A 17338-nucleotide genomic window follows, 5' to 3' on the forward strand; every position below is an offset into this window, starting at 1 on the left:
GTCGAGCAGGAGTCGCGCGGGGCAGCAGGTACGGGGGAGGTACGAGACACATGACTACGAGCGGCAACGGCTTCCAGGTGGAGGTCGACAACCTGCGGGCGTTCGCTGCCCAGGTGCGCGGGCTGCTGAGCGAGTTCGAGAGCGGTGCGGGCAAGTCCACGGTGTACGGGGCGAGTGGTGTCGGCTCGGGGGCTTTCGGGAGCTTCAGTGAGGCACAGGAGTTGAGTGCGTCGTACAACATGGTGCGTGCTCGGCTGAGCACCCTTCTGGACCAGATCCAGGAAACTATCGATGTGGCGCAGCAGAACGCAGATCACACCGCGGCGAACTACGAGCAACACGAGCAGGACACCAGCCAGCGTATGACGCTGGCACAAGACGGGTGGGCTACCACCTGGAGCCAGTCCGAGTTGAACGCGCAGCAGACAACTGCCACCGCACCGCAGAGTCAGCCGACGACCACGGCGAGGCCGCAGTGGTGACGTTGAGGAAGGCCGAGGCAACGGACGAAGGACGGGGGACTGCACAGTGAGGACGCTGGACCAAGGCGGCGACGGCGGCGCGTACACCGACTTCTCGGCCCACAGCCACGGTGAGTTGATCTCCATGGTGCATTCGCTGGACTCCGGCGCTGTCATGGCGGCAGCCGATCCCTGGCGGCGGGCGCACGAGACGTTGACCCGAATTCAGGCAGCGCTGACGACTGCCACCGTTGACGCCACCAGTACCTGGCAGGGGAGCACCAGTGATGCTTTCCACCAACACATGACTGAGCTGGCAAAAAATGTTGGCGTAGTGGCCGAGACCACGCACTACACCGCCACTGTGCTGCAGGAGTTGTCGTCGTCGATCGACCAGGCCAAGGCCGACATGCCCGAGGAACCCGGGTTCTGGGACAAGGTCGGCGATAGCGTCAGCGACGTTGCCAAGGAATCGGTCGGAGTCGACAATGAGGACACTCAGCACAGCATCGCCGAGACGCGCAAGCAAGAGGCTGTCGGTGTGATGCAGGTGTTGGCGGCCAAGTACAACGTCGCCAGTACTTCTCTGGGGAGAATTAGGGGTGTTGATGACGATCCCAATGCAGCGAAGCAACTGACGCCGCCGAGCGATGGCGCTGCGGGATTCATTGCGGCAATCGCTGGGATCAGCGCAGGAACCTTCCAAGGAAGCAGTCGAACGACTGGTTCCTCGGGTTCGCAGACTTCACTCAAAGGTACGTCGAGCACTCGAGCGCCTCAAACTCCGAAGATCCAGCCCACTGTGGTGCGTCCGACCGATGCGGGTATCTCTGGCGGGACGGCCAACGCGCTTCCCCAGCCGAAGGGGCCGGGCACCGGGATCGACGGTATCCAGGGCGGCGTCCGTGGCGGTACTACAACGGTCGGTGGCACCACTGGCGGCGTGCACGGGCCGGTTGCTGGTGGCAGCGGCGGCGGGCTGGGCGGTGGCGGCACTACCGGCGGCCTGATCGGCCAGGGTGGGGGAACCCTGGTGGGCGGCACCGGTCTTGGCGGTAGCCGTGCCGGGTTCAGCGGCAACAGCGTTTCCAAGGCCGGGACGTTCGGCGCCGGTGGTCTGAACGGCGGCGGTTCCGGTACGGGCAGCGCTGCGTCCGGTGGTGCCGCCGGCCGCGCTGGTGGCATGGGCGGCGGTATGGGCGGTGGTGCCGGTGCGGGTGGTGCCGGTGGCGGAGGCCTCAAGGGGCGTTCCGGTGGCGGTCTGACCGGCAAGGCCGGCGGTGTCGTCGGCGAAGCCGCGCAGGGCGGTGCCGGTGGGCGGTCCTTCTCGCAGGGTGGTTCCGGTATCGGCCGGAGCCGCTTCGGCCAGGGGGCCGCAGGTGGCGCCGGTCAGGCCGGTGGCGCGGGCCAGGGCGGTGCGGCCGGGCACGGCGGCATGGCCGGTCATGGGCAGGGCAGCAAGCGGGCCAAGAAGGGCACATCGGACCGCCCGGACTACCTGGTGGAGGACGAGGAGACCTGGGCCTCCGGCGAGAGGGCCAACCCGAACGTGGTCGAGTGACGTTCGGTCAGTAGAACAGTCGGACATGACCTGGCCGCCCTGCAGATCCGAGGGTCTGCGGGGCGGCCGCTCAACGAGGGGTGACGAGGCTTGACGACCAGCCGATCCGTGCGCGGTCTGGCCGCGCTTGCTGCGGGAGCCCTGTTGTGGGGCGTGAGTGCCGGGCCTGCTGCTGCGGACCAGGACCGCGATCAGCAGTGGGTGTTGAAGAACTACGACATGGCCACCAAGGTCTGGCCTATCAGCCAGGGCGAGGGAGTGATCGTCGCAGTTATTGATACCGGCGTCGATGCCAGTCACCCGGACTTGTCTGGACAGGTACTTCCTGGCCTTGACCTCACCAATTCAGGTGGCGATGGACGCACTGACAGCCAGGGGCATGGAACCGGCATGGCTTCCAACATTGCCGCGCATGGGCACGGTGACGGTGCAGGTGTGATGGGTCTTGCGCCCAAGGCGAAAATCCTTCCGATAAAGATTGACATTGACGCCGGGCTGAGTATCGGAACGGGGAAGGGGGTGGACTATCACAGCCTTGCCAAGGCGATCCGGTATGCGGCTGATCATAATGCAAAAGTGATCAATATGTCCTTTGCGGGACCCGGGGAGAAGCAGGGGGAATATAGGGATGCGATTAATTATGCGATCCAGAAGGACATTGTCCTTGTTGCCGGAGCTGGTAATGATGGCATCCCTGTGGTCTCCTATCCCGCAGGATTTCCTGGGGTGGTAGCGGTTTCGGCCGTCACGGAAACTGGAGGCATCTGGAAGAATTCTTCCACGGGTCCGCAGATTACGTTGGCTGCTCCGGGCGATAAAATCCACCATGCTGCTCCCGGCGGGGGGTATGGTAACCCCTCCGGGACCTCTGATTCTTCATCTTTTGTCTCGGCGATTGCTGCGCTCGTTCGCTCGAAGTATCCAAGCCTCTCTGCGGGCCAGGTCATCAATAGGATGACCAGTAGTGCTTACCAGCAGAAGGATCAGGGCCCGTTCCCCAACGACAAGTACGGGTACGGCATTGTGTCTCCGTCGGGCGCACTGGCCGCGAATCCCGCGGTGGACAACGGGCCGAAGGAGAACCCGCTGCTCAACCGGGCGGAGCCGGACTGGACCAACATCGACGGGCCTTCGGGCGCGCCGTCCGCAGGGGCCTCGAAGCCTGCGACGGGTGGGGCCAAGACGCCGTCGAACGGCGGTAGCTCGGCCGCTCCGCAGGCGAGTGGTGACTCGGACAGCAAGGGCAACACCGGGATGCTGATCGCGATCGGTGGCGGCGTCATCGCCGTGATCGTGGCCGTGGTGATCGTCGTTCTGGTGCGTCGCTCCAAGAACGGCAACGGCGGTGGTGGCCCGGGTGGTCCCGGTGGGCCGGGTGGGCCCGGGGCGCCCGGGTATGGGTATCAGCAGCCGCAGCAGGTGGCGGGGTACGGGTATCCGCAGGGGCAGCAGCCGGGGTACCCGCCGCAGCAGCAGGGTGGGCAGCCGGGGTATCCGGTGCAGCAGCCGCCGGCTGGGGGGAATCCGTACCAGGGCTGAGGTTTGGTGGTGGACGGCCCCTCGTGGGGTGGCCGGGCGGGGGCCCGGTTGCTCTGCGGGGGGCCGTTGGTGTGAGGGACACGCTGCGGATGGGGGAGGGTGTTCGGGCGGGGCGGGGGTGGTGGGGTAGGAGATGGCGGAAGTGTGGTCGTCCGATGCCCGGAGGTGGTTGCTGTGGTGCGGTGGAAGTGTGCGGTGGCGGGGTTGGTCGTGGTGGTGGCGGGTGTGGTGGGGGTGTCGGGGGTGGCGGTGGCCGAGGGGGTGCAGGACGAGCGGCAGCGGGAGGTGTGTTCGCGGTTGTTGGACGGGTTGTTGCCGGGGTTGGTGCCGACGTCCTCGGTGTGTGCGGTGAACGGGGTGGGGCAGGGCTGAGGGCGGCCGTAGGGTGGGGGGATGACGGGTGGGGAGTGTTACGCGTGCGCCCGGGAGGGCGAGTTCGAGCGGTTGCCGGCGTACCAGCGGATCGCGGTGGACGAGCACTGGCGGGTGGTGCACGCGGTGGATTGTGCGTTGCCGGGGTGGCTGGTGCTGCTGCCCCGGCGGCACCTGGAGTCGATGGCGGAGCTGAGTGACGCCGAGGCGGCTTCGCTGGGGGTGTGGCAGGTGCGGTTGGCGCGGGCGTTGGCGGTGGTGACGGGGTGCCGGAAGGCGTACGTAGCGCAGTTCGGGGAGGCGGAGGGGTTCGCGCACGTGCACTTCCACGTGGTGCCGCGGGGGGAGGAGTGGCCGGTGGAGTGGCGGGGGCCGCGGGTGTTCGGGTTGCTGGGGGCGGGGGAGCGGGCGGTGCCGGTGGAGCGGATGGACGAGTTGGCCGGGCGGTTGGCCGCCGCGCTGGGGGAGTGAGGGGCGGGGTGGCGGGATGTCGACGGCGGCTGGCGTTCTCGCTGCTGGTGGGGCGGGTACGGGGTCGGCCATGCTGGGGCCATGATCACTCCTGACACCAAGGACTGGACCTGGGTCCTCGAGCGTCCCTGTGCCGACTGCGGCCTGGACACCCCTGCGGTCGCCTTCGAAGCGGTGCCGGACATGGTGCGTGCGAACGCGGAGTTCTGGGTCGCCCTGCTGGGCGGCGACGGGGCGGCGCTGCGCGAGCGGCCGGAGCCGGGGGTGTGGTCGCCGCTCGAGTACGCCTGCCACGTCCGGGACGTGTTCCGGCTGTTCGACGTGCGGCTGCGGTTGATGCTGGACGAGGACGGCCCGCTGTTCGCGAACTGGGACCAGGACGCCACCGCCGTCGAGGAGCGCTACCACGAGCAGGACCCGGCCGTGGTCGCCGTCGAACTGGCGGCGGCGGGGGAGCAGTTGGCGCGTTCCTTCGAGTCGGTGGCGGTGGCCGACCGGCAGCGCACCGGGGACCGCAGCGACGGTGCCCGGTTCACCGTGGAGTCCTTCGCCCGCTACCTGATCCACGACCCGGTGCACCACCGCTACGACGTCACCGGGCTTCCGTACCAGGTGGGTTGACGACAGGTCAAAGGATGGGCAGGAGGGCGGGGTCGTCCTGCTCCAGGGTGCGGGCGGGCAGGCCGTGCGGCTTGGCCTCGGCGAGCGTCTGCTGCGGACCGGTGCCGAGTCGGGCGGTGAGCAGGAAGCGGTGGGCGGTGCCGACCCGGCGGGGTTCGAAGGCGAGGTGGAGGAACGGGGCGGCGGGGGTCGAGGCGGCCGCGAGCCGGGCCAACTCGTCCTCCACGGAACGCCATTCCTCGGCTGGGACGTACTGCCGCATGATCGAGTGCCAGACCACGGTGAGCGCGCCCTCGGCGGTCTCCACGTCGCGCAGGAAGGCGGCCGCGCCGAGCCGTTCGACCGGGGCGGGGGTCTCGGCGGCGAGGGCGAGGGCGCCGTTCAGCCGCTGCACGCGCGGGAGTTGGTCCGCCCACAGGTAGGCGCGCAGGGCCAGGGCGCCGTCGGCGGAGCGCGGGTCGATCGGGGCGGGGTCGCAGCCGCGGCGCTCCGTCACCCGTTGGAGCGGGGCGCCGGGCAGCCAGGCGGGCGGCTCGCCCTGCCAGGCGTCGGCGAGGACGACGGGGGAGTCCGGCGGGCCGTACGAGAAGCCCGGGGAGGTGCAGCGGAACCGGTCGGCGAGGAGGTTGAGGCCCGCGCTGGAGCCGAGTTCGTGCAGCCGCACCGGGAGGGGCGGGGCGGCTCGCTGCTGCTGGGCCCAGGCGAGGCCGGTGAGCAGCAGGTTGGCCCGGCCGACCTCGTTGGTCTGCGGCGGGCGGGTGAGCCACTCGCGGACGAACGGCAGGTGGGCGGCGACGGCGGCGCGGAAGGCGGGCCAGGGGGCGTCCGGGTCGGCGGGGTCGAAGTGTCCGCCGACGCTGGGGTAGTGCGCGGCGAGGTCGGGAGCCAGGTCGGACAGCACCAGGGCGTGGACGGCGCCGAGCAGGCGCAGGGCGACGGCGTCCGGGCCGGGGGCGTCCTCGTGCCCGGCGATCGCCTCCGCGCACGGTCCGCCCGCGGCGAGGTCCTCGGCGGCCCGGCGCAGCAGGGCGGCGGACAGCGGTGAGCCCAACTCGGCGCAGGAGTCCGCCTGGTGGCGGAACATGGCGGCGGCGTGGGCGAGCGGCATTCGGGTCTCCGTTCTGGGCGGTCGGGCCGACGGTGATCGGCCGCCCTCATCCTTCGCCTGCCGGGTGTGCGGGGGTAGGGCGCCGGGGGTGATCTCGATCACCGGCCCTTCGGGTGCGACCGGTCCGGGCGGGGGAGGGGCGGCGAGCGGCCCGGTGGCCGCGTTCCGCACCCGGAGCGCACCGTCGGCGGCCGAGGCGACCCGGGGGCGCGAACCTCGCGCCGCGCGCCTGCCGGGGGCGGGGGAGCGGGGCTGCGGGGTCACCAGTCGGTGGCGCGCCTGCGGTGGGTCTGGCGGAGCTGGCTGGTGATGCTGGCGGTGTCGCCGCCCACCACGTCCGCGATCTCGGGCGTGGCCAGGCCGACCACGTAGTGCAGGATCGCCAGGTCCTCGTCGCCGTCCACGTCGGGGCGCAGGCCGCTGGGTTCGGCGATCCCGTACTGCTCGGTGACGGTGTCGCGGAGGATCTGCCAGGCCTCGGCGGTCGGGTTCGGGCTCTCCAGGACGGTCGGCCACACCGAGGCGATCGCGTGCAGGGCGAGCCGGACCACCCGGTGGGCGGCGCCCGGTTCCGGGAACCAGACCCGGGCGTAGCTCTGGTACCTGGGCTCGTGGAGCTCGCAGAAGGCGGCGAACTCGACGGACACGTACGGAAGTTCGGCGGACCGATCAGCGAATGCCGAGTCTGCGGCCGGGACATGACGGTCAGTCACATCAGCTGCCTCTCGATCTGGGCCGGACGGGGAGCGTCAGCGCTCACTCTAGGCCCTCGGGCGGGTGCTGTGGGTGACAAGTCTGCTGAGATGCCCGGAGCCGGAGCGGATTCGGGCCGTTGTGTGACGGAGCGTCAGCAAATGCCGCCCGCCGGGCGCAGCTGCGAGAGCATCGCACCTGGTCAGGGGTGGTACATCGACAGTGGCTGCAGGGGAGCCGGTGTGCCACTGTAAGCCCCATGGGTGAACGCTGGAGCAGCGACGGGACTCACCTTCACGGGCGAATCCCGCGTCACGGGCATGACCACCATCACACATCGGACGACGGCCACGATCACGATCACGGCCACCACGGCCACGGCCACCACGATCACGGCCACCACGGCCACGGCCACCACGATCACGGCCACCACGGCCACGGCCACGGCCGTCCGGGCCTGCGGCACCGCCTGGCGCACCTGGTGCGCCCGCACTCGCACGACGCCGCCGACCGGGTCGACGCGGCGATGGAGTCCTCGGCCGAGGGCCTGCGCACGCTCTGGGTCTCGCTGCTGGTGCTGGGCGCGACGGCCGCCGCGCAGGCGGTGATCGCGGCGCTGTCGGGCTCGGTGGCGCTGCTCGGCGACACCGTGCACAACGTCGCGGACGCGCTGACCGCCGTCCCGCTGGCCGTGGCGTTCCTGCTGGGGCGGCGGGCGGCGAACCGCAGCTACACGTACGGGTACGGGCGCGCCGAGGACCTGGCGGGCGTCGCGGTGGTGCTGGCGGTGGCGGCGTCCTCGCTGGTGGCGGGGTGGACGGCGGCGCGGCGGCTGCTGGACCCGCAGCCGGTGGGGCACCTGTGGGCGGTGGCCGCCGCGGCCCTCGCGGGGTGCGTCGGCAACGAGTGGGTGGCCCGCTACCGGATCGCCACCGGCCGCCGGATCGGCTCCGCGGCCCTGGTCGCGGACGGCCTGCACGCCCGCACCGACGGGCTGACCTCGCTGGCGGTGCTGCTCGGCGCCGGGGGCAGCGCGCTGGGCTGGCGGTACGCGGACCCGGTGGTGGGGCTGCTGATCACGGTGGCGATCCTGGGCGTGCTGCGCGGCACGGTGCGCGAGGTGGGCCGACGGCTGATGGACGCCGTCGACCCGGCCCTGCTGGACGCCGCGGAACGCGAACTCGCGGCGGTGGACGGGGTGCGCGGGGTCGGCGCGGTGCGGATGCGCTGGATCGGCCACGCGCTGCGGGCCGAGGCGGACGTGGTGGTCGACGGCACGCTGACGGTGGTGGCCGGCCACCAGGTCGCGGAGGCCGCCGAACGGGCCCTGATCCGGGCCGTCCCCCGGCTGCTCGCCGCGACCGTGCACATCGACCACGCTCCGGCCGGGGCGACCTGACCGCGACGGAGGGGCGTCCGGCGAACTGACGCCGCGTCAGAAAGCCCGCCGACGGGGCCGGTGGGCCCCTGGGCGGGCTTCTGCGGCTCTCCCGGGGCCGGAGGGGCCTCGTGGGGCGGCTCCGGCGCGCCCGGGCCGTCGGCGGGCCGTCCAGCGCTTCGCGGTGCGGGCCCCCGTACCCGCTCCCCGTGTGCGCCGCTCGGTGCCCGTGCTCAGCGCTCGCGCGCCGCCTGCCCCGTTCGGTCGGCCCGTCCGGCCCGTCCGGCCCGTTCGGTCCGGCCCGCCTCCGCCGCCGCCCGGGCCTCCGCCGCCGCCCGGGCCGCCGCGCTCTCGGCCGCCCGGACGGCAGCCGCGACGCTGTCGGGTTCGCGGCGGGTCTGCTCGGGGATGCCGGCGGTGCGCGGGTCGGTGCGGGTGTCGGCGCCGGTGGTCGCCTCGGTGGCTTCGAGGCTCTCGCGGGCGGCCAGGTACGCCTGCACCGCGGCGATGCCGTAGACCGGCTGGATGAGCTGGTGGCCCTTGAAGAAGGGCCGGGCGGGGGCGAAGCCGGCGGCGGCCACGAGTTCGCGGATCTCGGTTATCTCCGCTTCGCTGCGCGCCGTGAAACGCACTTCCCAGCCCTTCTTGTACGTACGTCCGTCCTCCCCGCCGCGCCGGGCGGGATCCGGTTGGCGGACGTAGCCGGGCAGGCGGCCGAGGCGTAGTCGGGCGGCGCGCTGGGCTGATGTCTCGTCGCGGGGCATGTGCCCGATGGTAGGCAATTCGAGGCGGTGGACGACGCCGGGGTCGGTGACGTTGGGTGTGGAATCGTTCACGTGCGGTCAGATCGCCCAGGTCGGCACTGCGGACTCGAGGGGATCGCAATGCTGTGTCGATCCGATGAAAATCGGATACTAGAAAACAAGTCCGATCTATTACGGCACCGGAGTGAACGTCCGATACGCCGAATGGGTGAGGGTATGGGGACTTTAGTGCGGAGCAGTCCCGGTTTGACGACGGTTGCGTAACAGGTCGTCAGGTCGGGTGCCGGGTGTCAGCGGTGCGGGGGAACGTGGAGGGCATGAGCTACCGGATTCCGCAACAGCCCGCGTCCCTCGAAGAACTCGCCCGGCGCCAGCAGAACGTGGTGACCGCCAGCCAGCTCCGCGCCCGCGGCGTGCCCGCCCGCATGGTGAGCGAGCACTGCCGCAGCGGCGGGCCCTGGCAGCGGCTGCTGCCGCGGGTCTACCTGCTGCAGGAGGGCGCGCCGACGCCCGAGCAGCGGATGTGGGCCGCGCTGCTGTACGCGGCGCAGAACGGTCCGGCCGGGGACGGTGCCCGCGAGGGGGCGGTGATCACCGGGGCGGCTGCGCTGGCGCTGTACGGGTTCGTGTCGGTGCCGCGGCTGCCGGCCGTGCTCGGGGTGGAGGTGCTGGTGCCCCGGCAGCGCCGCCTGCGGGACGCCGGGCAGGTGCGGATCCGGCGCACCGGGCGGGAGCTGGAGGCCAGGTCGGTGCACGGGCTGGCGGTCGCCCCGGTGGCCCTGGCGGTGGCGGACGCGATCCGCGAGTGGAGCGAGCGGGGCGCGTTCGAGTCCGGCCGGATCGGTCCGGGCCTGCTGCGGGCGCTGCTGCGCGAGGCGCTGGCCGGCGGCCGCGGGGGCGGCTGCACGGCGGAGCAACTGCTGGCCGAGCTGGCCGAGGCGCGGCTGCTCGCGGAGCCCCGGGTGCGGGCGGCGGTGGACGAGCTGCTGGCGGCGCGCCGGGAGGCCGCGTTCGGCGAGCTGGTCGGGCTCGCGGTGGAGCTGGGCCTGCCGGTGCCGCTGTGCGGCCCGGAGCTGCGGATGCGCGGCGGCACCTACGTCGCGGTGCCGGACCTGTACTGGCCGGAGGCGGCGGTGGCGGTGGAGGTCGACTCCGGGCTGCGCTGCGTCAGCGAGGGCGAGGCGGCCTGGGTGCGCGGCGGCCAGCACCGGATGGAGTACCTGGGCGTGCGGGTGGTGTACGTCTCCTCCACCCGGCTCGCCGCCGAACGGGAGGCGTTCGGCGGCGAGTTGGCCGAGGCGTACGGGATCGGCGGGGAGGACGTGGTGGAGCTGGTGGTCACCGACCGGTGATGCAGGGCGAATTGGCCGGGCGTCAGCTGCGGACGATCGGCGTTCCGGTCAACTCCACGCCCGCGGCGCGCAGTTCGTCCAGCGCGGTGGCGGTGGTGGCGGGAGCGACGCCGGCCGTGAGGTCGAGCAGGACGCGGGTGGCGAAGCCCTCGCGGGCGGCGTCCAGGGCGGTGGCGCGGACGCAGTGGTCGGTGGCGATGCCGACCACGTCGACGTCGGTGACGCCGCGCTCGTTCAGCCAGTCGGTGAGGGTGCCGCCGTGCTCGTCGAAGCCCTCGAAGCCGCTGTAGGCGGCGGCGTGCGCGCCCTTGGAGAAGACCGCCTCGACCGCGCCGGAGGTCACCGAGGGGGCGAAGTTGGGGTGGAAGCCCACGCCCTCGGTGCCGGCCACGCAGTGCGCGGGCCAGGAGTGGACGTAGTCGGGCTCGGCGGCGAAGTGCGGTCCGGGGTCGATGTGGTGGTCGCGGGTGGCGACGATGTGGGCGTAGCCGGGGGCGGATTCGGCGATCAGGTCGGTGATCGCGGCCGCGACCTCGGCCCCGCCGGCGACGGGAAGGCTGCCGCCCTCGCAGAAGTCGTTCTGCACGTCGACGACGATCAGGGCCCGGTGCATGGCTGGCTCTTCTCTCGTGGGCTCGTTCGGATGGGTGCGGGCCGGGACCGGGGTCCCGGCCGCGGTGGTGTCGGGGAGCCCGGGCGGGCCCGGACGGTACGGCGGTTGGCACTCTAGGCAGTGCCGGGCGGGCGCGGAAGTCCGGCGGGCGGAGCCGGGCCGGGGCTCCGGCCCGGGGCGGGCTCAGCCGGCGTACCGCTCGGTGGTGATCACCGGCTCGCCGCGGGAGAGTTGGGTGGCCGACAGCGGCAGGGCGGCGAGGGCCCGGCGGTGGCGCTCGCGGGCGGCGTCCAGCGGTTCGCGGCCGACCACCTCGCCGTCGGTGATCAGCGGGACGTGCAGCAGGTGCGGCTCCAGCTCGGCGGGGACGGGGCCGGTGCCGACCACCTCGGCCTCGGCGACGCCGTCCCGGTCGGGGCGGCGGGCGGCCCACTTGCGGCCGCCGACGCTGGTCTTGCCGCCGGCCGAGCGCTTGGCGACCGGGACGAGCTCGCCGCCGGGCGCCGACTCGCGGGCGACCAGCTTGTAGACCATCGCGCAGGTCGGGTGGCCGCTGCCGGTGACCAGGCTGGTGCCGACGCCGTAGCCGTCGACCGGGGCGGCGGCGAGCGCGGCGATGGCGTACTCGTCCAGGTCGGAGGTGACGATGATCCTGGTGTCGGTGGCGCCGAGCTCGTCGAGCTGGCGGCGCACCCGGTGGGCGAGCAGGGTCAGGTCGCCGGAGTCGATCCGGACGGCGCCCAGCTGCGGGCCGGCCACCTCGACGGCGGTGCGGACGGCCTCGGCGAGGTCGTAGGTGTCCACCAGCAGGGTGGTGCCGCGGCCCATCGAGTCGACCTGCGCGGTGAAGGCGTCCCGCTCGCTGTCGTGCAGCAGGGTGAAGGCGTGCGCGGCGGTGCCGGTGGTGGGGATGCCGTGGGCGAACCCGGCCTCCAGGTCGGAGGTGGCGGCGAAGCCCGCCAGGTAGGCGGCCCGGGCGGCGGCCACCGCGGACCGCTCGTGGGTCCGCCGGGCGCCCATCTCGATCACCGGGCGCCCGCCCGCGGCGGCGGTCATCCGGGAGGCGGCGGCGGCGATCGCCGAGTCGTGGTTGAGGATCGACAGGATCACCGTCTCCAGGATCACCGCCTCGGCGAAGCTGCCCTCGACGGTGAGCAGCGGCGAGCCGGGGAAGTACGCCTCGCCCTCGGGGTAGCCGTGCACGCTGCCGGTGAAGCGGTAGTCGGCGAGGAAGCGCAGGGTGTCGTCGTCCACCACCTGCTGGTCGGCCAGCCAGTCGAGTTGCGGCGCGGTGAAGCGGAAGTCCTCGATGGCGTCCAGCACCCGGCCGGTCCCGGCCAGCACGCCGTAGCGGCGGCCGTCGGGCAGGCGGCGGGTGAAGACCTCGAAGACCGAGCGGCGGTGGGCGGCGCCGCTGCGCAGCGCGGCCTGCAGCATGGTGAGCTCGTAGCGGTCGGTGAGCAGCGCGGAGCTGCGGTGCGCGGTGATGGCGTCCATGGGAATGATGCTACTACCACTTAGCGTCAGTTTGACGATTTCTCTCGCGGGGTCCCGGGTCGTGCCGCGCCGGGCACCCTGATTCGCTCCTGCGTCCCTCGGATGGAAGCATGGGACGGGGGGAAGCCGAGGTCGACGAGGAGAGACGGACTGTGAGTGTCGCGCCGGTGGAGATCGAGCGCCCCGAGGTGGAGGGGGTTCCGGTCACGGAGCCGGACACGCCGTGGGTGACCATCGTCCACAACGACCCGGTCAACCTGATGAGTTACGTCCAGTACGTGTTCCAGAGCTACTTCGGCTACCCGAAGGACAAGGCGCACCGGCTGATGATGGACGTGCACCAGAAGGGTCGGGCCGTGGTCTCCAGTGGCACCCGCGAGGAGATGGAGCGCGACGTGCAGGCGATGCACGGCTACGGCCTGTGGGCCACCCTGCAGCACGACTGACGGACCGTCACCCACCATCCACGAGGGACTGATTCCAGACACATGGCCGGTTTGTTCGAGAGTGCGGGCGACGGCGGCGCGGCGATCGCGCTGGACGAGTTCGAGGCGTCCATCCTGCGCTCGCTGGAAGTGCAGATGCTGGAGCTGATCGGGCCGCCGCCCGGCGGGGGGAGCGACGACCCGCTGGCCGCGCTGTTCGCCGAGGGCCCGAGCGAGGCCCCCGAGGACCCGGCGCTGCTGCGGCTGTTCCCCGACGCGTACGGCGGGCCGGGCGCCCCGGAGGACCCGCGGACGGCCGAGATGGCGTCCGAGTTCCGCCGCTACACCGAGCTGGACCTGCGGGCCCGCAAGCGCGAGGACGCGCTGCTGGTGGTCCGCGAGCTGGACGGGCTGGGCGGGGAGGGCGGGGTGCTCGAGGTGGGGCCCGGCGACTTCCCGCACTGGCTGGGCGCGCTGAACGACCTGCGGCTGGCCCTGGGCAGCCGGCTGGAGGTCACCGAGGAGGACGAGGAGGGCCTGTACCGGCTGCCCGACTCCGACCCGCGCAAGCCGCTGGTGATGGCCTACCTGTGGCTGGGTGCGATGCAGGAGAGCCTGCTGGAGGCGATGGCGGGCTGACCCGGTCCGACCAGCCGTTTCCCTCGTATTGTCCGATTCCTCAGGTGACGCTCAGATATGAGGCGTTCCGGGCCCTTCGCGTGGTTCACTGCTGCCTCCCCGGGAAGACGGGGCCCGTCGGCCGACCGGCCGGCGCGGACCGGGAGGCGAGGTGGCGGATGACGCAGCAGGTGACGGACGGGACGGTCGAGCCCGTCCCCGAGGAGGAGGGCTACCAGCGCGGTCTGGGTAGCCGGCAGATCCAGATGATCGCGATCGGCGGCGCGATCGGCACCGGCCTGTTCCTCGGCGCGGGCACCGCCATCTCCAAGGCCGGCCCCAGTCTGATCCTCAGCTACGCGGTGGCCGGCGTGGTGATCTTCGTGATCATGCGGGCGCTCGGCGAACTGCTCACCTACCGCCCGGTGTCCGGCAGCTTCGCCGAGTACGCCCGCGAGTTCCTCGGCCCGTTCGCCGGGTTCGTCACCGGCTGGACGTACTGGCTGTTCTGGGTGGTCACCGGCATGGCCGAGACCACCGCCGCCGCCGTCTACGTCCGCTTCTGGGCGCCCGGCATCCCGCAGTGGACCACCGCGCTGGTCTTCCTGGTGCTGCTGTACGCGGCCAACCTGATCTCGGTGAAGCTGTTCGGCGAGATCGAGTTCTGGTTCTCCATGGTCAAGGTCACCGCGATCCTCGGGATGATCCTGATCGGTGTCGGCGTGCTCACCCTCGGCTTCTCGGACGCCGGGGACACCGCCTCGATCACCAACCTGTGGCAGGACGGCGGCTTCTTCCCCAAGGGCGTCGGCGCCACCGTGATGACCCTGCAGATCGTCATGTTCGCCTACGTGGGCGTGGAGCTGGTCGGCGTCACCGCCGGGGAGAGCGAGGACCCGGAGAAGACCCTGCCGCGGGCCATCAACACCCTGCCGCTGCGGATCGCGCTGTTCTACCTCGGCGCGCTGGTGGTCATCCTGTCGCTGGTGCCGTGGAGCGAGTTCCAGCCCGGCGTCAGCCCCTTCGTCGCCGCGTTCGGCAAGGTCGGCATCCCGGCGGCGGCCGGGATCGTCAACTTCGTGGTGCTCACCGCCGCGCTCTCCTCCTGCAACTCCGGGATGTACTCCACGGGCCGGATGCTGCGCGACCTGGCCCTGCGCGGACAGGCCCCCGGGCGGCTCACCCGGCTCAACGCCCGCCGCACCCCCGCCGCCGCGATCACCGTCTCCTGCCTGCTGATGGGCGTCGGCGTGGTGCTCAACTACTGCGTCCCGGAACGGGCCTTCCAGTACATCACCTCGGTCGCCACCGTCTGCGGCCTGTGGACCTGGGGCGCCATCCTGGCCAGCCAGATCCGCTACCGCGCCGCCTGGACGTCCGGGCGGCTGCCCGCCCCCAGCTTCCGCGCCCCCGGCGGCAACTGGAGCCGCGTCCTCGCGCTGGCCTTCCTCGCCCTGGTCGCCGTCCTGATCGGCGTCGACCCCGACACCCGGATCTCGCTGTACGTCTTCCCCGCCTGGGCGCTGTTCCTGGTGGTCGGCTACGCGGTGCTGCGCCGCCGCGACCCGGCCCTCGCACCCGTCGACAGCCGCCCCGAGGACGGCCGCTGACGCCTCGCTATCCTGGCCGCATGCTGACCATCACCCGAGAACTGCGCGACCGGATCGTCGCCCACGCCCGCGCCGACCACCCGGACGAAGCGTGCGGCGTGATCGCCGGACCGGCCGGCACCGGGCGTCCCGAGCGGTTCGTCCCGATGCTCAACGCGGCCCGCTCGCCCACCTTCTACGAGTTCGACTCCGGCGACCTGCTGAAGCTCTACCGCGAGATGGACGACCGTGACGAGGAGCCGGTGGTGATCTACCACTCGCACACCGCCACCGAGGCCTACCCCTCCCGCACCGACGTGAGCTACGCCTCCGAGCCGTTCGCCCACTACGTGCTGGTCTCCACCGCCGAGGGCACCGGCGAGGAGGACCCCTACCAGTTCCGCTCGTTCCGCATCGTGGACGGTGTGATCACGGAGGAAGACGTCGAGGTGGTCGAGGCCTACGCCGCCTGACCCCAGCCCGCCCGGCGACGGGCCGGTCCGACCTGCGTCCCGCGCGGCGGATCGGCCCGTTTTCTCATGCCTCGGAACGCCGTGGACCGGATGCCGAGACACGCATGTCAAAGCGGGGTCGGGAATCTATACGATGAGTCCATGCGTTCCGTCGATGTGAGCAATCAGGCCCCAGGCATCCGCCTCGTGGCGCGCCTGCACGTCGACCTGTGCCGGCTCGCCAGCGCGATCTGTCCCGGCACCGCCGCGCGCTGACCGCCGACCGGCAGAGCCGCCCGCCGCACCAGACCTCCCGCCCCGCCGCCCCGGGGCCCTTCCCCCTGCCGCGCCCCGCCCGGCCCGGCAGCCCGAACCCACTCCACAGGAGCGCAGCCATGGCCATCGAGGTCCGCATCCCGACCATCCTCCGTACCTACACCGACGGCGCCAAGGCCGTCGACGGCAACGGCGCCGACCTCGGGGAGCTCTTCACCGACCTCGACTCCCGCCACCCCGGCATCGCCGCCCGGCTGCTGGACGGCGGCGAGCTGCGCCGCTTCGTCAACGTCTACCTGAACGACGAGGACGTCCGCTTCCTGGACGGCGTCTCCACCGCCCTCTCCGACGGCGACAGCGTCACCATCCTCCCGGCCGTGGCCGGCGGTATGAAGTAATGCGCTACGACAGCCCGATCGAGGCCATCGGCAACACGCCCCTGGTGCGGTTGCCGAGGCTCTCGGCCGGCGTCCCCGGGAACGAGGACGGCCGGGTCACGCTCTGGGCCAAGCTGGAGGACCGCAACCCGACCGGCTCGATCAAGGACCGCCCGGCGCTGCGCATGATCGAGCGCGCCGAGGCGGAGGGGCGGCTCACCCCCGGCTGCACCGTCCTGGAGCCCACCAGCGGCAACACCGGCATCTCGCTCGCCATGGCGGCCAAGCTCAAGGGCTACCGGATGGTCTGCGTGATGCCGGAGAACACCAGCGAGGAGCGCCGCGAGCTGCTCCGGATGTGGGGCGCGGAGATCATCCCCTCGCCCGCCGCGGGCGGCTCCAACACCGCGGTCCGGATCGCCAAGGAGATCGCCGCCGAGCACCCCGACTGGGTGATGCTCTACCAGTACGGCAACCCGGACAACGCCGGCGCGCACTACGCCACCACCGGCCCGGAGATCCTCGCCGACCTGCCCACCGTCACCCACTTCGTGGCGGGCCTGGGCACCACCGGCACCCTGATGGGCATCGGCCGCTACCTGCGCGAGAAGGTCCCGGGCGTGCAGATCGTGGCCGCCGAGCCCCGCTACGACGACCTGGTCTACGGCCTGCGCAACCTGGACGAGGGCTTCGTCCCCGAGCTGTACGACGCCGAGGTGCTCACCACCCGCTTCTCGGTCGGCTCGGCCGACGCCGTCACCCGCACCCGCGAACTGCTGCAGCTGGAGGGCATCTTCGCGGGCGTCTCCACCGGCGCGGTCGCGCACGCCGCGATCGGCGTGGCCCGCAAGGCCGCCAAGGCCGGGGAGCGGGCGGACGTGGTGTTCGTGGTCGCCGACGGCGGCTGGAAGTACCTGTCCACCGGCATCTACACCGCCGAGACCACCGAGGCGGCGGTCGAGGCGCTGCAGGGCCAGCTCTGGGCCTGAGCGGGCGGCGGCAGCACGGCGGCACCCACGGCGCGGCACCCCTTCCCGGGGCCGCGCCGTCCGCTCGTCCGATCGTCGTTCCGCTGTGACAGTGCGGTATTTGTCCGTTCCGGGTGACCGGTTCGTCACGGAACCGCCACCGCGCCGGTCGCGCCCCGGCCGCCGCGGACCGTCCCGCCAGG

The 17338-nt window shown here is 72.2% G+C and carries 20 protein-coding genes; 14 read left to right on the forward strand and 6 right to left on the reverse strand.

What is annotated here, in order from left to right; all coding sequences use genetic code 11:
* Nucleotides 1-50 precede the first annotated feature (50 nt).
* From ACFY00_RS26075 to ACFY00_RS26095, 5 genes are all read left to right on the forward strand, one after another.
* On the forward strand, nt 51-482 hold the full coding sequence (locus ACFY00_RS26075; RefSeq protein WP_388033981.1) for a hypothetical protein: 432 nt from the start codon (nt 51-53) through the stop codon (nt 480-482).
* Between the two features lie 46 nt (nt 483-528).
* Nucleotides 529-2022, forward strand: coding sequence for a WXG100 family type VII secretion target (locus ACFY00_RS26080; RefSeq protein WP_388033982.1), 1494 nt, complete (start codon nt 529-531; stop codon nt 2020-2022).
* 90 nt (nt 2023-2112) lie between these two features.
* Nucleotides 2113-3561 carry a type VII secretion-associated serine protease mycosin gene (gene mycP, locus ACFY00_RS26085; RefSeq protein ID WP_388033983.1) on the forward strand — a complete coding sequence of 483 codons (1449 nt, stop codon included), beginning with the start codon at nt 2113-2115 and terminating at the stop codon, nt 3559-3561.
* A 393-nt stretch (nt 3562-3954) separates the two neighbouring features.
* Complete coding sequence (locus tag ACFY00_RS26090) at nt 3955-4404, forward strand: HIT family protein (protein ID WP_388033984.1); 450 nt, start codon at nt 3955-3957, stop codon at nt 4402-4404.
* Nucleotides 4405-4485: 81 nt separating this feature from the next.
* Nucleotides 4486-5025 (forward strand): DinB family protein, encoded by a 540-nt coding sequence (locus ACFY00_RS26095; protein ID WP_388033985.1) that lies wholly within the window; start codon nt 4486-4488, stop codon nt 5023-5025.
* Nucleotides 5026-5032: 7 nt separating this feature from the next.
* Here the strand turns inward: ACFY00_RS26095 and ACFY00_RS26100 are convergent, their stop codons facing one another.
* From ACFY00_RS26100 to ACFY00_RS26110, 3 genes are all read right to left on the reverse strand, one after another.
* Nucleotides 5033-6133: a DUF2332 domain-containing protein gene (locus ACFY00_RS26100; RefSeq protein WP_388033986.1), complete on the reverse strand. Its 1101-nt coding sequence runs from the start codon at nt 6131-6133 to the stop codon at nt 5033-5035.
* 260 nt (nt 6134-6393) lie between these two features.
* Complete coding sequence (locus ACFY00_RS26105; RefSeq protein ID WP_388033987.1) at nt 6394-6780, reverse strand: hypothetical protein; 387 nt, start codon at nt 6778-6780, stop codon at nt 6394-6396.
* A gap of 248 nt (nt 6781-7028) precedes the next feature.
* Nucleotides 7029-7304: a hypothetical protein gene (locus ACFY00_RS26110; protein ID WP_388033988.1), complete on the reverse strand. Its 276-nt coding sequence runs from the start codon at nt 7302-7304 to the stop codon at nt 7029-7031.
* 3 nt (nt 7305-7307) lie between these two features.
* On the opposite strand from ACFY00_RS26110, the gene ACFY00_RS26115 reads away from it, so the two are divergent.
* A complete protein-coding gene (locus ACFY00_RS26115; protein ID WP_388033989.1) occupies nt 7308-8225 on the forward strand; it encodes a cation diffusion facilitator family transporter in 918 nt (305 codons plus the stop codon).
* A gap of 212 nt (nt 8226-8437) precedes the next feature.
* Here ACFY00_RS26115 and ACFY00_RS26120 read toward each other — a convergent pair whose 3' ends face one another.
* Nucleotides 8438-8968 carry a hypothetical protein gene (locus ACFY00_RS26120; RefSeq protein WP_388033990.1) on the reverse strand — a complete coding sequence of 177 codons (531 nt, stop codon included), beginning with the start codon at nt 8966-8968 and terminating at the stop codon, nt 8438-8440.
* Between the two features lie 317 nt (nt 8969-9285).
* Between ACFY00_RS26120 and ACFY00_RS26125 the strand changes: the two genes are divergently transcribed.
* A complete protein-coding gene (locus ACFY00_RS26125; protein ID WP_388033991.1) occupies nt 9286-10320 on the forward strand; it encodes a type IV toxin-antitoxin system AbiEi family antitoxin domain-containing protein in 1035 nt (344 codons plus the stop codon).
* 22 nt (nt 10321-10342) lie between these two features.
* Here the strand turns inward: ACFY00_RS26125 and ACFY00_RS26130 are convergent, their stop codons facing one another.
* Nucleotides 10343-10933, reverse strand: a complete 591-nt coding sequence (locus ACFY00_RS26130; RefSeq protein WP_388033992.1) for an isochorismatase family protein — start codon at nt 10931-10933, stop codon at nt 10343-10345.
* Nucleotides 10934-11116: 183 nt separating this feature from the next.
* Nucleotides 11117-12430, reverse strand: a complete 1314-nt coding sequence (locus tag ACFY00_RS26135) for a nicotinate phosphoribosyltransferase (RefSeq protein ID WP_388033993.1) — start codon at nt 12428-12430, stop codon at nt 11117-11119.
* A gap of 110 nt (nt 12431-12540) precedes the next feature.
* Between ACFY00_RS26135 and clpS the strand changes: the two genes are divergently transcribed.
* The 7 genes from clpS to ACFY00_RS26170 all read left to right on the forward strand — a co-directional run bounded on the left by clpS (nt 12541) and on the right by ACFY00_RS26170 (nt 17156).
* Nucleotides 12541-12876: an ATP-dependent Clp protease adapter ClpS gene (clpS, locus tag ACFY00_RS26140; RefSeq protein ID WP_388033994.1), complete on the forward strand. Its 336-nt coding sequence runs from the start codon at nt 12541-12543 to the stop codon at nt 12874-12876.
* 42 nt (nt 12877-12918) lie between these two features.
* Nucleotides 12919-13494: a DUF2017 domain-containing protein gene (locus tag ACFY00_RS26145; RefSeq protein WP_388033995.1), complete on the forward strand. Its 576-nt coding sequence runs from the start codon at nt 12919-12921 to the stop codon at nt 13492-13494.
* A gap of 158 nt (nt 13495-13652) precedes the next feature.
* On the forward strand, nt 13653-15083 hold the full coding sequence (locus ACFY00_RS26150) for an amino acid permease (protein ID WP_388033996.1): 1431 nt from the start codon (nt 13653-13655) through the stop codon (nt 15081-15083).
* A gap of 20 nt (nt 15084-15103) precedes the next feature.
* Nucleotides 15104-15535, forward strand: a complete 432-nt coding sequence (locus ACFY00_RS26155) for a Mov34/MPN/PAD-1 family protein (RefSeq protein WP_380324058.1) — start codon at nt 15104-15106, stop codon at nt 15533-15535.
* Nucleotides 15536-15676: 141 nt separating this feature from the next.
* A complete protein-coding gene (locus tag ACFY00_RS26160) occupies nt 15677-15790 on the forward strand; it encodes a putative leader peptide (protein ID WP_324606789.1) in 114 nt (37 codons plus the stop codon).
* Nucleotides 15791-15909: 119 nt separating this feature from the next.
* Complete coding sequence (locus ACFY00_RS26165; RefSeq protein WP_033253819.1) at nt 15910-16188, forward strand: MoaD/ThiS family protein; 279 nt, start codon at nt 15910-15912, stop codon at nt 16186-16188.
* Nucleotides 16188-17156: a PLP-dependent cysteine synthase family protein gene (locus ACFY00_RS26170; RefSeq protein ID WP_388033997.1), complete on the forward strand. Its 969-nt coding sequence runs from the start codon at nt 16188-16190 to the stop codon at nt 17154-17156. Before ACFY00_RS26165 ends, ACFY00_RS26170 begins: the two co-directional genes overlap by 1 nt.
* The last annotated feature ends 182 nt before the right edge of the window (nt 17157-17338 follow it).

Source organism: Kitasatospora sp. NPDC001540, assembly GCF_042894345.1.
Classification (GTDB): domain Bacteria; phylum Actinomycetota; class Actinomycetes; order Streptomycetales; family Streptomycetaceae; genus Kitasatospora; species Kitasatospora phosalacinea_C.

What these genes read in the sequence shown, in the direction of transcription:
- ACFY00_RS26075 (WP_388033981.1), top strand. Translation starts at nt 51, where the DNA reads ATGACTACGAGCGGCAACGGCTTCCAGGTGGAGGTCGACAACCTGCGG.
- ACFY00_RS26090 (WP_388033984.1), top strand. Translation starts at nt 3,955, where the DNA reads ATGACGGGTGGGGAGTGTTACGCGTGCGCCCGGGAGGGCGAGTTCGAG.
- ACFY00_RS26095 (WP_388033985.1), top strand. Translation starts at nt 4,486, where the DNA reads ATGATCACTCCTGACACCAAGGACTGGACCTGGGTCCTCGAGCGTCCC.
- ACFY00_RS26100 (WP_388033986.1), bottom strand. Translation starts at nt 6,133, where the DNA reads ATGCCGCTCGCCCACGCCGCCGCCATGTTCCGCCACCAGGCGGACTCC.
- ACFY00_RS26120 (WP_388033990.1), bottom strand. Translation starts at nt 8,968, where the DNA reads ATGCCCCGCGACGAGACATCAGCCCAGCGCGCCGCCCGACTACGCCTC.
- ACFY00_RS26125 (WP_388033991.1), top strand. Translation starts at nt 9,286, where the DNA reads ATGAGCTACCGGATTCCGCAACAGCCCGCGTCCCTCGAAGAACTCGCC.
- ACFY00_RS26130 (WP_388033992.1), bottom strand. Translation starts at nt 10,933, where the DNA reads ATGCACCGGGCCCTGATCGTCGTCGACGTGCAGAACGACTTCTGCGAG.
- ACFY00_RS26135 (WP_388033993.1), bottom strand. Translation starts at nt 12,430, where the DNA reads ATGGACGCCATCACCGCGCACCGCAGCTCCGCGCTGCTCACCGACCGC.
- clpS (WP_388033994.1), top strand. Translation starts at nt 12,541, where the DNA reads ATGGGACGGGGGGAAGCCGAGGTCGACGAGGAGAGACGGACTGTGAGT.
- ACFY00_RS26145 (WP_388033995.1), top strand. Translation starts at nt 12,919, where the DNA reads ATGGCCGGTTTGTTCGAGAGTGCGGGCGACGGCGGCGCGGCGATCGCG.
- ACFY00_RS26150 (WP_388033996.1), top strand. Translation starts at nt 13,653, where the DNA reads ATGACGCAGCAGGTGACGGACGGGACGGTCGAGCCCGTCCCCGAGGAG.
- ACFY00_RS26155 (WP_380324058.1), top strand. Translation starts at nt 15,104, where the DNA reads ATGCTGACCATCACCCGAGAACTGCGCGACCGGATCGTCGCCCACGCC.
- ACFY00_RS26160 (WP_324606789.1), top strand. Translation starts at nt 15,677, where the DNA reads ATGCGTTCCGTCGATGTGAGCAATCAGGCCCCAGGCATCCGCCTCGTG.
- ACFY00_RS26165 (WP_033253819.1), top strand. Translation starts at nt 15,910, where the DNA reads ATGGCCATCGAGGTCCGCATCCCGACCATCCTCCGTACCTACACCGAC.
- ACFY00_RS26170 (WP_388033997.1), top strand. Translation starts at nt 16,188, where the DNA reads ATGCGCTACGACAGCCCGATCGAGGCCATCGGCAACACGCCCCTGGTG.